The organism is Stenotrophomonas sp. a6 (assembly GCF_030913325.1).
GTDB classification, from domain to species: Bacteria; Pseudomonadota; Gammaproteobacteria; order Xanthomonadales; family Xanthomonadaceae; genus Stenotrophomonas; species Stenotrophomonas maltophilia.
Genome location: NZ_CP133161.1, coordinates 1,772,451 through 1,785,904 on the forward strand (window position 1 = coordinate 1,772,451; position 13,454 = coordinate 1,785,904).

A 13,454-nucleotide genomic window follows, 5' to 3' on the forward strand; every position below is an offset into this window, starting at 1 on the left:
CATGAATACCCATCAGAACAAGATCGCGCTGGTCACCGGCGCCACCCGTGGCATCGGCCTGGAAACCGTGCGCCAGCTGGCCCAGGCGGGCGTGCACACGCTGCTGGCCGGTCGCAAGCGTGAGACCGCCGTTGAGCTGGCGCTGAAGCTGCAGGCTGAAGGCCTGCCGGTCGAAGCCCTGCAACTGGACGTGACCGACGCGGCCAGCATCGCCGAAGCGGTCGAGCAGGTACGCCAGCGCCATGGCCGCCTCGACATCCTGGTCAACAATGCCGGCATCATGATCGAGAATCCCGCGCAGGCGCCGTCGGAGCAATCGCTCGAGACCTGGAAGCGCACCTTCGACACCAACGTGTATGCGCTGGTGGCGGTCACCCAGGCATTCCTGCCGCTGGTCAAGCAGGCCAAGTCCGGCCGCATCGTCAATGTGTCCAGCATGCTCGGATCGCAGACCCTGCACGCGGATCCCTCCTCGGGCATCTATGACTTCAAGATTCCGGCGTACAACGCCTCCAAGGCCGCGGTGAACAGCTGGACCCTGAGCCTGGCCTACGAACTGCGCAACACGCCGATCAAGGTCAATACCGTGCATCCGGGCTACGTCAAGACCGACATGAACGGTGGCAACGGCGAGATCGAAATCAGCGAAGGTGCACGCTCCAGCGTGGAAATGGCACTCATCGGTGAATCCGGTGCCAGCGGCAGCTTCACCTACCTGGGTGAGGTGCTGCCATGGTGATCCGCACGTTGGCGATGGCCGTCTCCAGCCTGGTGCTGGCGGGCTGTGTCAGCGTCGGCCCGAACTACAAGGCGCCGGTGCAGGAACCGGTGGTGCTGCAGGGGGCGCAGCAGCCGGTGTTCAGCACTACCTCGCCGGTGGCCAGCTGGTGGGCGCAGTTCGATGATCCGGTGCTGGAAGAACTGGTGCACGGCGCACTGTCGGACAACCTGGACCTGCGCGTGGCCGTGGCCCGCGTCAGCCAGGCCCGCGCGGTGTTCGTCGAAAGCCGCTTCGACCAGGCCCCGCACATCACCGCGGGCGGCAGCTACGACCGCCGCAAGCAACCCGATCCGCAGCTGGGTGGGCAGCGGGTGTTCAGTGAAAGCTACCAGCTCGGCTTCGATGCCGGCTGGGAGCTGGATCTGTTCGGCCGCAAGCGCCGTGCAGCAGAAGCCGCGCGCGCCGACCTGGACGCCGAGCAGGCCAACCTGGCCGATGCGCAGGTACTGGTCGCCGCCGAAGTGGCACGCAACTACTTCGAGCTGCGCGGTACGCAGAAGCGCATCGCGGTGGCCCAGCACACCCTGGTCAACCTGCGCGATACGCAGAAGCTGACCGAGGCGCGCTGGGAGCTGGGCGCCGGCAGCGAGCTGGACGTGCAGAGCAGTCGCGCCCGGCTGAAGGCGATCGAGGCCGATATTCCGCTGCTGGAAGTGGCCGAAACGCAGTCGCGCAATCGCCTGGCGGTTCTGCTGGGCCAGCGTCCGGAAACGCTGACCGCCATGCTTGCGCCGCACGACGTGCCGGCATTTGCCAAGGCGCTGCCGCTGGGCGATACCCGCGAGCTGCTGCGCCAACGCGCCGACGTGCGCGTGGCCGAGCGTCGCCTGGCCGCTGCCACCGCGCGGGTGGGCGTGGCCACTGCGGACCTGTTCCCGCGGCTGTCACTGTCCGGTTTCGTCGGCTTCCTTGGCGGCGACGCCAGTGGCCTGGTCAATGGCAACAACAAGGCCTGGTCGCTGACGCCGTCGCTGAGCTGGGCCGCGTTCGACTTCGGCACCGTGCGTGCACGCCTGCGTGCCAGCAAGGCTGAAGCCGAGGGCGTGGCGGCGCAGTATGAGCAGGCCGTGCTGCTGGCGCTGGAAGACACCGAGAACGCGCTGACCCGCTATTCCAAGCAGCAGGCGCGGCTGGCGATCGTGGTCGAGCAGGCGCAGGCGGCACGCCGGGCTGAGTCGCTGGCGCAGATCCGCTACCGCGAGGGCTCGGAAGACTTCCTGACCTTGCTGGATGCGCAGCGCACGCAGCTGGCGGCCGACGATGCGTTGGCGGCGGCTGAGTCCGAGGTCAATGTCAGCGTGGTGGGCGTGTACAAGGCGCTGGGTGGCTGGGGGCAATCGCCGCAGCAACCCAGCGTGGCGCAGGTGCAGTAACCGCAAGGGACGGAAGCAGTGGCTTCCGTCCCTTTCTTCTGTCAGGGCCAATGATTGGCCGGTGTGTCGCGCTCGCGCATGCGCACGATGCAGAAGCGATGGCCGGTGGGTGCTTCCATCACCCACCAGCGTTTGACGAAGCCGATCCGGCGCGCGCCGAGTTTTTCCAGTCGATCTGCCTCGGCATCGATGTCGTCGCTCTCGATGTCCAGGTGCACCCGTGAGGGGTGAGCGACACGTTGCACTTCCACGTTCAGGCCTGCGGGTGCGCCCTGCAGGTCGGCGTACTCGGCGCCATCTTCGCCATACGATGGCTGCGCCTGCAGACCGAGGGCGGCCGCCCAGAAGCGTGCGCCTTCGTCAGCGGGCGTGTCCTGGCAGTCGATGATGAATCCGGCCAGACGGCTCTGGTGCGCCATGACGTCCTCCGCAGATCGGGAATGGAGGAAGGGTAGCGCGTCGCGTGCTGTGGACGTTGTCACAGTCATGACGTTTCTGACTCTGCCAGAACCGGGGCCTGCGGTGTAACTAGTGGGGCAGATTCCGGGAGGGATGGCGATGAGCGACGACAAACGTGATACCCAGCGCATGCTGTTTGGTGATCCGGGACCGCCTGGCGCAGGGCTGTCGGTAGCGGTCGTAGTGCTGATGGTGTTGGCTACCATGGCGGCTGCGATCGGCTTCATGCGCCTGCCGGACCAGATGCTGGGGCTGGGCCTGATCGGCATCTCCGTGTTTCTGGCGGTCGGTGCCCGCATCTGCCAGGCACGCAACCAGCATCAGGCGCTGTACCGGCTGATGTCGCGACAGCCGCAGCCGTAGCTGCGGCTGCCGTACAGGTTCAGTGCTTCGGCCAGTCCAGCTCGACCACCAGCGGGAAATGATCCGACGGCAGCACGCCGTCGATGCGACGGTCATCGGTCAGGAAGCTGCGTGCATGGAAGTCACGCACCAGCACCCAGTCCAGCTGCACGGTGGCCTTGCCGGTGAAATCGTGGAAGGTCAGGCGTGGCCCCTGCGGAACCTTCACCTGGGTACGGGTGTCCTGCAGCAGGCGGGTGAATGCCTTGTAGGTGTCACCACCGGGCTCGCTGTTGAAGTCACCCGTCAGGACCACCGGCAGATCGGCCGGCAGGGCTTGCACGCGCTTTCCGATCAGCTCGGCACCCTTCACCCGGCGCGGTTCATCCTCGTCGCGGTAGGGCAGGTGGGTATTCATGAAATAGAAACGACGGCCATCGTCCAGGCGGCGGAACAGGGCCCAGGTGACCATGCGCGGGTACAGGTTGCCCCAGGTGATGCTGCCGGGTACGTCGGGCGTATCGGACAACCAGAAGTTGCCGGACTCCTCGATGGCCAGCACCTTGCTGTCGTAGAACACGCCCATGTGTTCGTCACCGCTGCCACCGCGGCGGCCTTCGCCGAACCAGCGGTAGCCGGGCAGGTGTTCGGACAGGTAGTCGGCCTGCTCCTTCACCAGTTCCTGGGTGCCGATCACAGCCGGGTGCGCATCGAGGATGACCTTGACCATGGCATCGCGGCGGTCGGGCCAGCGCTTGCCCGGTTCGGTATCGGCCGGGGTGCGGACATTGAACGACATCACTTTGAGTGGCGCCGGTGCAGCAGCCGAGGCGACGGCAGGCAGCGCAAGCGCCAACAGCGCACACAGCACGGGGCGACGGAAACGCGACAACATCGTGGAATCCCTCCATTCCATGAAAACGGTTTCATGGAGCATGCCATGGAAGGTGGGGGCAGCGGTATGCCGGGATGGGCGACTGGGAGATGCCGGACGGGCGCTGGACGCTCCGCCCGGCAGATGCCCCTTGCCCGATCAGGGGTCGTAGATCATCCCGTTCTCGTCGCGGTTGTAGTGGTCGCTGACTACGCGGGTGCCGTCGTCATGGACCACGTACAGTGTGCAACGCTGGTGGAACACGTTGCCGCTGATGCGGAAGGGCACGCACTCCTCCTGCAGGCCGACCTCTTCGGCTGCATTCGCCGGCGGCGAGGGCACCAGGGCAGCAAGTGCAACTACTGCAGCGAAAGAAAAAGCGGTCATTCGATTGTGCAGCGTCATTGATCACACTCCTTGGAGTCGTAGTCGGTGTCCGATGCAGATCAGTCTGCCGGGAGGTACCACTGACCGTTCTCGTCTATCCAGTACACCGACGTGAGAACGGTGCCGTCTGCCAGAGTGCGGGTGACGGTGCAGCGCTGATGCACGAGGTTGGGCCCAAGTCTTACGGGCACGCAATCGGTCGTCGATCCGGGGGACCCGGCCGCGTGGCCGGTTGCCGGTACCACACTACCCAATGCCAACATCAATGCGGCCATCGCGGCCAGTTGCAGTTTCATAAGCATCATCCTTGCTTTCTGCAATCGCGCACATGCGCATGGCGTGTGTAGCACGCGAACCAGACTGCCGAAAGTGTCTTGCCCGGATCAGTCCTCGATCTCGCCGCGCCGACTGGCAGCGCGTACCGCCTGCGCGGTGGTTGCCACCCCCAGACGCTGGCGCGCGCGACGCAGGTGATTTTCCACTGTACGGGCGGAAAGCCCCAGCGTGGCCGCGATCTCCGCCTGGCGGCGGCCGGCGGCGACCCAGCGCAGCACCTCGCGTTCGCGCGTGCTCAACGCACTTCCGGAAAGCTCGCTGGGTGTCTCTGCAAGCCGGCGAGCGGCACGGAATGCTGCAGCTGCAGCAGCTTCCAGCTGCAGGCGCGCGCTGGCCGATGCATCGATCGCTGTCCCGGCAAAACTGATCGCGCCTTCCAGACCGGTGGTGCCGAACACCGGCACCTGCAGACCGTGCAGGCCTTCACCACGTGGCTGCTTCACCACCTGATAGCGTTCGCCGCGAACACCCTGGCGCTTGCTCCAGAAGAACGGCGCGTCACTGTCCAGTACGTGGCGATTGACCGGGCAGGCGTGCAGGTAGCGCGCGAGGTCGGTACTGCCGCCGTCGCCGAACCAGTCGCCCTCGATCCAGTACACGCGCTGTGTACCGCGCTCCAACCCCGTGCCGGTGGCGAACACCAGCACGCGGTCGTAGCCGAGTGGTGCAGAAATGCTGCGTAGTACGGCGCCCACTGCACTCAGTGAGCGGGCGCATTCCAGTTCCAGCAACGCCTGCACCAGTTCGCTCATCCGGGTCAGCGCCCGGCCAGGGCGTCGAGCAGCGTGCGCGCGGCCAGCTTGCCCAGCGCATTTCCGGCCAGCGGGCTGTCGCCGGTCAGCAGCAGGCGATCCTGCAGCACGCTGCCATCGATGCCGTCATTGACGATCTGCACGCCCTGCTGCGCCAGGCGCTCACCGAAGAACCACGGCAGCTGCCCGGGCATGTAGCCGATCTCCGGCGTCTGCCGGTCCATCGCATCGGGGAAGGCACAGATGCGGTAGTCGCGGAACAGCGAACCACCATCGGCCTCGTCAACGCCTGCGGCCAGTAATGCGGCCGGGCCGTGGCAAAGGGTGATGATGTGACGTTGCTCGGCCATCGCCCAGTGCAGGGCTGCCTTTACCGCGCGACTCTGCGGCAGTCCGATAAGTGCGCCATGGCCACCGGGGATGAACACGGCTGCATAATCCGATGCGGCATCGAGGCCTGCCACCACCTCATCCAACTGCAGTGGCTGGCGGAAGCGGGCTTCGTAGCGGTCGTACAGTCCGCCGATCTCCGTGTCCTCACGCGGGAACGCCCACCACTCGAACTTGGCGGCGTTGCCGGACAGCGTGGCCACATCGATGTCGAAGCCGGCCTTGTCCAGGTGGTACATCGGCAGCAGGGTTTCCACCGGATGGTTCCCGGTGGAGAACAGGTGGCCGTTGGCAGTGGGCAGATAGCGTTCGTCCGCAGCGATCATCAGCACCTTCCAGCGGCCATCGCGGCGTGCGTCCGGATAGTCGGCACCTGACAGATTGCTCTTGGGCGATGTGAACTGCGACAGCGAGTAGGGCGACGGGAAGAAGGCATCGCGCTCGGCCGGGTCGGGGCTGGGCTGGCGGCTGGGCTCTTGCGTGTTCATGCGGACCTCCAGTGGGGTGGTGGGATCCAGCATAGAAGGGCTGATGCGTACAGGCGATGAGGGTTTTCCCTCAGCCGCGCGCAGCTACTTCACCGTGGCCGAATGCTCCTGCATGTCTTCATGCAGGATCCGCCGCAGTTCGACGATGGCCGGCGTGGCTTCCTGCACGCTGTGCCCGGATACGATCACCTTCTCCGAATCCGCGTGCGGCAGGTGCGAGCTCCAGTAGGGCACCAGCCCGTCGTCGGTCTTTTCCAGCGGCCCATCGGCCTTGGCGCGCGCGATGATCGAGTGGTAGTGCACCTTCGGCGACATCGGCAGGTCGGCCACCGCGCGGACGAAGGGATCGTCCTTGTCCAGGTTCTGGATGCTGTTCATCTGGTAACCGTGCTTGCCATCATTGCGGTCGATCTGGCCGTCGTTGGCGATGGTGGCGACGTCTTCCAGCACGGTCAGCGGCAACCGCACCAGGCGACCGATCCAGCGGCCCAGGCGGGTGCCCGCCACGTCGGTGCCGCGGTGTGGCGTGGCGATGAATACCACGCGCGATACTTCCGGTTCCGGCAGGAAGGTCAGCACCGGTGCGCCCTTGGTACGCAGCAGTTCACGCTGTGCCGGCGTCATCTGCGCAGTCTCCAGCAGGGTGTCGACCAGATGATCGCCGGAAGAGGAGATCATCAGCCGCGCGATCACGCCACCCATGCTGTGCCCGACCAGCACCATGTCATGCGAAGCCTGCGCCTTGCCGCTGGGGTCGAAATGCTTGAGCACTTCGGACAGTGTATGACGCATCGCATCGTGGCTCATCGCGATGGGCATGTTGGTCGGGTAGTAGAACTGCCAGACCTGGAAGTCCTGGCGGATCTCGTCGTCGCGCATCAGTTCGTTGGCGACGTTCACCCAGGCTTCCGGGCTGCTGGCCAGGCCATGGATCATCAGCAGCACGCGGCGGTTCGGATCGTAGGGCTGCATCATGTACAGGTGCGGCGTGTCGATGCCGCCCTTGCCACCGAACAGCGAGCGCAGCGACTGGTGGCTGAAGTTGGAACGGGCCAGCCACAACGCATAGCCGGCGGTGAAGTTCGCGGCCAGCGGAACCTGTTGGCCATGCAGGGTGACTTCCGTGACCTGGTAGGGATCGTGGATCTCCAGCTCAGGCTCGTCGTCGTGCAGCACTTCCCACAGGTTCTTTCCCGAGAAGCGCAGCAGCACCGTCATTGAAGGGGAGGGCATCTCGCTCCAGCTTTGCGCGGCCGATGTGCTTGCCTGCGCGGCGGGCGTCGCTGCCGAAGGCGGGGTGGCCATGCTGCCAGCCGGGTCGTTCATCACCGCCACCAGTTCGGCACCGAAGCCATCGCGGCGATGCACGCTGCGCAGCGTGCCAGTGAACGACAGCGAGGCCGCCGGTACCAGTTCGGTAGGGGTACGCGTATCCAGCGGTGATGCTTCGCCTGAAGGGGCCAGTACGAAGGTCCAGCGGCCCAGCTGGAAGTGGCTGGCCTGGCCGTGCACGCGGCCCGTGGCATAGGCGTCGTACAGCTGTACCGACGCTTCCTGCACGGCCAGGTTGTAGTAGTCGCGCACCTGGGTCTGGCGATCTTCGAAGCCGCGCTGGTTGGCGGTGCGCTCGGTGAAGAACAGATAGGCATAGGCCTGGCGCGCGACCTGCATCCACGCATCCAGGCGCGGTTGAAAATCGGCATCCAGCTCGGTGATCGCGCTCTTGGCGCGGCCGGATGCCGAGTACTCACGCTTCGGCGCCGGCAGGGTCATCGCATACTGCAGCCACAACTCGGCCAGGCTGGAGCGTTTGTCTTCCTCGCGCACCACGATGCTGCTTTCCATCGCCTCGATGCAGGGCAGGCCCGGTTTGGCGCATACGCCTTCATCGAGGCCGGCCACCCGCAAGGTCTCCGTGGTCGCCGCGCTGAGCTTGCCGGAAGTGAGGATGTCACCGCGCTTGAGCGCGATGTACTGGCCGGGCGTGACCGAGGCCACCTGCACCGACGGCCCGAACTGGCGCAACGTGGCGCAGCCGCCCAGGGTGAGCAGCACAGTGATGATGAGGGTCGTGCGGCCGATGAAGCCCAAGCCCGTGGTTGCCATACGATCCTCCTGCGCGGTGGCGCCACTCTAGCGGTCGGCCTGTCAAAGCGGAAGATACCGGGCGGTCGGTTTGGGGGGCTCAGGCGCTGCCATCCAAGCGATTCAGCCGGTTCCGTGTGACACTGGGGTGAATGGAGTTATGCAGGGACTGCGATGACGTGGCTTGAGACCCGGATCCCGCCGCCGCTGGTGATGCTGCTGTGCGCGGGGATCGGCTGGCTTGGGAGCCGACTGTGGCTGGAGGCGGTGTTGCCCCTGCCGATGCGGGCGCTGATGTCAGGCGGGGTGATGGCGATCGGTGTGGCGCTGAACCTGCTGCCGAAGCTTGCGTTCCAGCGGGCGCGCACCACGGTCAATCCGCTGCGCCCTTCGGCATCAAGCGCGCTGGTCACGCGCGGCATGTACCGTTACACGCGCAATCCGATGTACCTGGGCCAGGCAACGATCCTCACTGGCGCAATGTTGTACCTGCAGAACACGATCGCGTTGCTGGCTGTGCCGTTGTTCGTGCTCTACATCACCTGGTTGCAGATCATGCCGGAAGAGCGGGCGTTGCTGGCCCGCTTCCCCGACGTGTATCCGATGTTCCGCCAACGTGTGCGGCGTTGGCTGTAGCGGGCATCACCCGTTATCGAGAGATCTGGCACTTCACGGCAGCGGAATAGCTTTCGTAGTCATCGCCTGCGATCACGTGCAGGGTGTGGCGCTTGTCGATGGTCTTCACGTATGAAGGTTCCTGCGTGTTGGCGTGTTCGTTGACCGTGTTCACTGACCACGCTTTGGCCAGATGCGTGGCGTCAACGCCGTTCAAGTAGACGAAGAGGCTCTTCTCGCCCTCGGCCACGTTCACATCGGCACTGGTGACGGTGCCGCCGAACAGGGCGACCGGCTTGTCCTCCGGCTCGAAGGTGCCACCCGGTTTCCTGGCCAGGCCAGCGGCCTGGAGTGCATCGATGGCGTCGGCCTCGCTGAAGTCCGAGCCGGTCTTGCAGGCCAGCAGGGCTTCCAGCGTGGCGGTGCCGGGGGGCGCGATGGCCGGTGCCGCGGCGTGCGTGGCTGGGGGTGCGGCGAGGGTGACGAGGAACAGGGTGAGAGCGACGGGAGCTTTCATGGCAGATCCTTTAATGTGTCGCGGGATAGCCGGTGGCGGGGCGAACAGATCCCGGCCACCGGCCACATTCGGCGTGATGGGTCAGTCGAACCAGACCAGCGGCATGTCGGCATTGAGCGACATGTGGCGGAAATCTCCTAGCACCTGGGCCACGGCCTGCACGGTGTGGCAGCCCGTTCCCAGCGCGGACGATCCCGCGCTCAGGTAGCTGGCGGAGATGGTACGGGTGCTGACCGAGTCCGGTCTGGAGCCCAACTGCTGGGTGCCGAGGCTGCCCACCTGCTGGCCATCGATCTTCAGGAACAGGAACACGCTTCCGCCACCGTCGTTCGGGTCACCCTGCACGCGGGACTTTGTCGAGAAAAGCACCACGCCGTTGTGCCCCTGCGGAATGCAGACCTGGCCCTCGCCAATGACCACCTGCGAGCCCGCTGACGGACAGCCCGGCGCGAAGCCATTGGTCCCGACACAGACATAGGCGAAGCGGCGGTAGGGGCCTGCGGCGGCGTAGTTAAATCCAGGATTCAACCCCTTTCCGACCACGCCAAAGCCGTTGGACAGCGTCACCAGTCGGGAGTTGGCGCCGAACTTGTACTTTACGTTGTTGGTGTTGGCGTCCTGCGGCTGGTAGTACGGCGATTCGGACGCGACGAAGCTGACAGTGCTGTAAGCCGGCGGATTGACGAACAGGCCTTGCGAATAGAAGGGAGCCTGCGTTTCTGCGCCACTGAAGATGTCATTGATCGACCAGGTCATCGATTCGATGCCGGGCTCCTGCTCGTTCAGGAAAATTCCCATCATGCCATCGCCGTAGTTGCCCCATGCGAACGCGCGGCCGGAAGCCATGGCCACGATGGGGCCACCGGGATTGCCGGCCTGGGCAGTCATCAGCAGCTTGCGGTCCTTGGCCTGCAACGCCATTCCTTCAGGGCTGCCGACGGTATTGAAGTCCAGCTGCGCGGTGTCACTCGGAAGGCTGCTGTTGGTTACCGAGCCTGCAGATGTGATGAGCACGGAAAGGTTGCTGGCGGAGCCGAAATTGACGGCCGAACCGATGGCCTGTCCGGCCAGGTTGACCGTATGGTGTCCGGCGGGCAGGTACTTGGCACCGATGACATTGAAGGAGTGCTGTTGGGCCGATGTCGACTGCCGCCAGTCGATGTAGCTGTCGTTGGAGACCACCTCACCGTTGATGGTGATGTAGGCGTTGGCGGCAGAGCGGCCGCCAGGGAAGTACCGTCCATCCGACTGCACATATACCCATCCAGGGGCGTTCAGATCGATGGTGCTCGAAAGCAGGGTTGCCGTGCCGGGTTGTACGCGCTGGTCAGCGGCCAGCTGCAGATAGCGGGAGCCTGGGGTGGCAGCGGAAGCCTGCCCCAGTGCCAACGCCACGGCCAAGCCCACAAACAGTGTGATGCGCTTCATCTGATGTCCTTTCAGGTTTCGGGTCACGTCGTGTGACGCAGGGACTCTACTGGATCCGGATCTCAGCTTCTGTGACTGGCTCCCGATGCGGGTGGCATCGGGGAATGTCGGGACGGCAGAGGAGGCGCCATCCTCGGAAAACAAAAAAGCCGGAACTCCATTGACGGGAGATCCGGCTTCTTGCGGCCTCGACAGGCCATACAGATGGTGGAGGTGGGCGGAATTGAACCGCCGTCCGAAGGCACTCCATCCCCAGCACTACATGCTTAGCTCACCGTTGGATCTCGTCCCCGAACAGCACGGCGTGCAAAGCGCATCCGGGAACCAGCCTGTTGTGTTCTAGTGCCGGACTGACAGGCAGCCACCCAGCGCGATTCCATGATAGTGACTCTACACCGCGAGCATGGACACAAGCGGTTTCGAGGCTTAGGCCTTAAGCGGCCAGAGCGTAGTTGTCGTCGTTGGCAACTAGAGTTTTGCAGCTGGATTTACGAGGAAAGCTACCCCCTCGGCATGCGCCAGGCGACTTCACAACCCCCGTCGAAACCAATGCACCCCCGGTTTCTTCAAGTATTGCAAGGCTTTCCGACCCTCGGTTGACCAAATGTTGACCAAGAGCCTGCCTAACGACGTCGATGGTACGGCAATCTTCCTGAACAGTCACGTGGCGCGTTCCATGGGGAGCCCCGCTTGACCCGCCCGCAGGGAAGGGTGGACCGAAAGTTCACCTGAATGGGCAGACGAGCCTCCCTGGAGCCAGATGCCGGTCGCCCGATAAGAATTTGGTTGACAGAGCGGCGGAAATGCATAGAGTTGGCGGTGACAACTTCCCCAATATGCATAAAGGTGGCGCCGTGGCTCAAGGACCTTCTCCGCATTTCCCTCAGCTCTCCGAGCACCGTCTCCGTGTCGTATCCGAGGCTTTGCTTGACGTTCTCTTCGAAACTGAGCGCTTGCTCGATTCCCCGCTTGATGACGGATACACCAGAGGCACTGCTACCTTCGGGCGGCAGCGCAACTCCTTGATTGCGCTTTGCCAGTCTGGGCAGCATGGATGGCTCCAGCTCACCAATTCTGCGATGGATGTGACGTTCGAGATCGAGGGCGTCCCGTGTCGATTCTTTGCCGATGATCCGTCAAGCCCAAAGAAGCCTGGCTTCTACAAGCGCAACGAATCCGATCAGCTTTTCCCCGGTCAGAGCGACGCGCCAGTGATGTTCCGCTTCATTGTGGCCAAACCGCAGGTCGCGGAGGAGGAGCCTGATGTTCACTTCGTCGGATTTGACTCCAATCAAGTAGAGGTCTTCCGCTGGAAGTACTCGACCAGCACCCCCGTCATTGTCAGCGTGGACGATTCTCGGCCCGAGTCTGTCGATCTTTCCGCAGCAGAGGCGCGGTCGCGCCTGGAAGCTGAGTCCAAGAAGGACGACGCTGAAGGGAAGAATCCGTAAGAGCGTGGCAGGAATACTTTATGCAATCTCGAATCCTGGGTGCCAATGTCCGGCTTGCGCGCCTATTCAACGGGTTTAGCCAAGAGGACGTTGCGACGCGAATCGGCAAGACCCGACAGTATGTTCACAAGATCGAGACGGAGCAGCTGACGCCGCCGGACGACGTGGTCGACTACATCTCGGAAATGCTAAGCGTGCGGCCCTCATTCTTTGTGCGTCAGGCAAGTGCTGAGGTCGGCGAAGATCTTTTCCATTTCCGCAAGAGGTTCACTGCCAAGGCCGCGATTAAGCAGGTCGCGCTCGCCAAGGGTGAAATGTTTCGTAGGATTGTAGCGACGCTGGAATCCAAAGTACTTCTTCCGCAGTTGAACATTCCGCAGATTGAAGCCGGTTCAGTGGTCGATATCGAGCAGGCAGCCGAGGCCTGTCGCCGACACTGGGGGCTTGGGCTGGGGCCAATTCAAAACATGATCCGGGTTGTAGAGAACGCTGGGGTTTTGGTGACCAGGTTCAAAGGCGTCGCTCGAGAGGTTGATGCATGTTCGATTGGTACAGCTAGGCCAGTAATTGTGGTTAACGATGCAGAGGCGTCCTCGTGTCGAGGGCGTTTTGATGTGGCACATGAGCTGGGACACCTTGTGATGCATTGTGGCTTGGTCACTGGTGATCGAAAGACTGAGGGCGAGGCCAATCGGTTTGCCGGTGCGTTCTTGCTACCGAGATCGACTTTTGTCAGGGAATTCCCGCCATTGCGTGGCAGACATTTGAACTGGCAGGGATTGGTGGAGATGAAGCTCCGGTGGAAGGTCAGCAAATCGGCAATTCTCTATCGCGCGAAGCAATTGGATGTTATCACTGAAGATCAATATAAGACCGGTGTGATAAGACTGAGTCGAGGCGGAGAGGCTCGCGGTGAGCGGGAAGATGGCTTGATAGCGAACGAGGTGCCCGAGCTTTTTGCGCACGCTGTGCGGCTCAGTTTTCGCGAGTCGCTGCTGTCGTATGACAGTTTCTGCGGCATGTTTGGCGTGGGTCCTGAAGTCGTCGATGAGTTCATTCCGGAGGAAGAATCTAGCCAGACCTATACGAACGACATCGCAAGGTTGCCCAACAATGTTGTTTCTCTCAACGTTAGGCGCTTGGCCAAAGGCCTTTAAGTGATAGGCAGGCCTGGCT

The 13,454-nt window shown here is 63.5% G+C and carries 15 protein-coding genes and 1 other RNA gene; 6 read left to right on the top strand and 10 right to left on the bottom strand.

The annotated features are described in order from the left end of the window. Position 1: 1 nt before the first annotated feature. Together Q9Q79_RS08290 and Q9Q79_RS08295 are read left to right on the top strand one after the other, a co-directional pair. Positions 2 to 739, top strand: coding sequence for an SDR family oxidoreductase (locus Q9Q79_RS08290; protein WP_005409112.1), 738 nt, complete (start codon positions 2 to 4; stop codon positions 737 to 739). Further along, positions 733 to 2,154, top strand: coding sequence for an efflux transporter outer membrane subunit (locus tag Q9Q79_RS08295; RefSeq protein WP_043035475.1), 1,422 nt, complete (start codon positions 733 to 735; stop codon positions 2,152 to 2,154). Before Q9Q79_RS08290 ends, Q9Q79_RS08295 begins: the two co-directional genes overlap by 7 nt. Positions 2,155 to 2,195: 41 nt before the next feature. Here the strand turns inward: Q9Q79_RS08295 and Q9Q79_RS08300 are convergent, their stop codons facing one another. Further along, the gene (locus tag Q9Q79_RS08300; protein WP_005409114.1) at positions 2,196 to 2,573 is read right to left on the bottom strand and encodes a VOC family protein; all 378 of its coding nucleotides are present in this window, start codon (positions 2,571 to 2,573) and stop codon (positions 2,196 to 2,198) included. A 139-nt stretch (positions 2,574 to 2,712) separates the two neighbouring features. On the opposite strand from Q9Q79_RS08300, the gene Q9Q79_RS08305 reads away from it, so the two are divergent. Further along, positions 2,713 to 2,976 carry a hypothetical protein gene (locus Q9Q79_RS08305; protein WP_060380179.1) on the top strand — a complete coding sequence of 88 codons (264 nt, stop codon included), beginning with the start codon at positions 2,713 to 2,715 and terminating at the stop codon, positions 2,974 to 2,976. A gap of 19 nt (positions 2,977 to 2,995) precedes the next feature. On the opposite strand, the gene Q9Q79_RS08310 is transcribed toward Q9Q79_RS08305, so the two are convergent. From Q9Q79_RS08310 to Q9Q79_RS08335, 6 genes are all read right to left on the bottom strand, one after another. Further along, positions 2,996 to 3,850, bottom strand: coding sequence for an endonuclease/exonuclease/phosphatase family protein (locus Q9Q79_RS08310; protein WP_201862394.1), 855 nt, complete (start codon positions 3,848 to 3,850; stop codon positions 2,996 to 2,998). Positions 3,851 to 3,988: 138 nt separating this feature from the next. After that, positions 3,989 to 4,234 (bottom strand): hypothetical protein, encoded by a 246-nt coding sequence (locus tag Q9Q79_RS08315; protein WP_024956429.1) that lies wholly within the window; start codon positions 4,232 to 4,234, stop codon positions 3,989 to 3,991. 41 nt (positions 4,235 to 4,275) lie between these two features. Beyond that, a complete protein-coding gene (locus Q9Q79_RS08320; protein WP_024956430.1) occupies positions 4,276 to 4,512 on the bottom strand; it encodes a hypothetical protein in 237 nt (78 codons plus the stop codon). An 87-nt stretch (positions 4,513 to 4,599) separates the two neighbouring features. Next, the gene (locus tag Q9Q79_RS08325) at positions 4,600 to 5,304 is read right to left on the bottom strand and encodes a PA1136 family autoinducer-binding transcriptional regulator (RefSeq protein WP_201862392.1); all 705 of its coding nucleotides are present in this window, start codon (positions 5,302 to 5,304) and stop codon (positions 4,600 to 4,602) included. Between the two features lie 5 nt (positions 5,305 to 5,309). Next, the gene (gene hchA, locus Q9Q79_RS08330; RefSeq protein WP_111687903.1) at positions 5,310 to 6,182 is read right to left on the bottom strand and encodes a glyoxalase III HchA; all 873 of its coding nucleotides are present in this window, start codon (positions 6,180 to 6,182) and stop codon (positions 5,310 to 5,312) included. A gap of 84 nt (positions 6,183 to 6,266) precedes the next feature. Next, on the bottom strand, positions 6,267 to 8,288 hold the full coding sequence (locus Q9Q79_RS08335; protein WP_065183325.1) for an alpha/beta fold hydrolase: 2,022 nt from the start codon (positions 8,286 to 8,288) through the stop codon (positions 6,267 to 6,269). A 153-nt stretch (positions 8,289 to 8,441) separates the two neighbouring features. Between Q9Q79_RS08335 and Q9Q79_RS08340 the strand changes: the two genes are divergently transcribed. Next, positions 8,442 to 8,903: an isoprenylcysteine carboxylmethyltransferase family protein gene (locus Q9Q79_RS08340; RefSeq protein WP_201862391.1), complete on the top strand. Its 462-nt coding sequence runs from the start codon at positions 8,442 to 8,444 to the stop codon at positions 8,901 to 8,903. A gap of 13 nt (positions 8,904 to 8,916) precedes the next feature. Here the strand turns inward: Q9Q79_RS08340 and Q9Q79_RS08345 are convergent, their stop codons facing one another. From Q9Q79_RS08345 to ssrA, 3 genes are all read right to left on the bottom strand, one after another. Beyond that, the gene (locus Q9Q79_RS08345; RefSeq protein WP_201862389.1) at positions 8,917 to 9,399 is read right to left on the bottom strand and encodes a hypothetical protein; all 483 of its coding nucleotides are present in this window, start codon (positions 9,397 to 9,399) and stop codon (positions 8,917 to 8,919) included. Positions 9,400 to 9,480: 81 nt separating this feature from the next. Then, the gene (locus tag Q9Q79_RS08350) at positions 9,481 to 10,827 is read right to left on the bottom strand and encodes a hypothetical protein (RefSeq protein ID WP_043035467.1); all 1,347 of its coding nucleotides are present in this window, start codon (positions 10,825 to 10,827) and stop codon (positions 9,481 to 9,483) included. A gap of 205 nt (positions 10,828 to 11,032) precedes the next feature. Further along, positions 11,033 to 11,386: a transfer-messenger RNA gene (gene ssrA / locus Q9Q79_RS08355) on the bottom strand. A gap of 394 nt (positions 11,387 to 11,780) precedes the next feature. On the opposite strand from ssrA, the gene Q9Q79_RS08360 reads away from it, so the two are divergent. Together Q9Q79_RS08360 and Q9Q79_RS08365 are read left to right on the top strand one after the other, a co-directional pair. Then, positions 11,781 to 12,278, top strand: coding sequence for a hypothetical protein (locus tag Q9Q79_RS08360; RefSeq protein WP_201863785.1), 498 nt, complete (start codon positions 11,781 to 11,783; stop codon positions 12,276 to 12,278). A 20-nt stretch (positions 12,279 to 12,298) separates the two neighbouring features. Further along, positions 12,299 to 13,435: an XRE family transcriptional regulator gene (locus Q9Q79_RS08365; protein ID WP_201862386.1), complete on the top strand. Its 1,137-nt coding sequence runs from the start codon at positions 12,299 to 12,301 to the stop codon at positions 13,433 to 13,435. Positions 13,436 to 13,454: the final 19 nt, after the last annotated feature.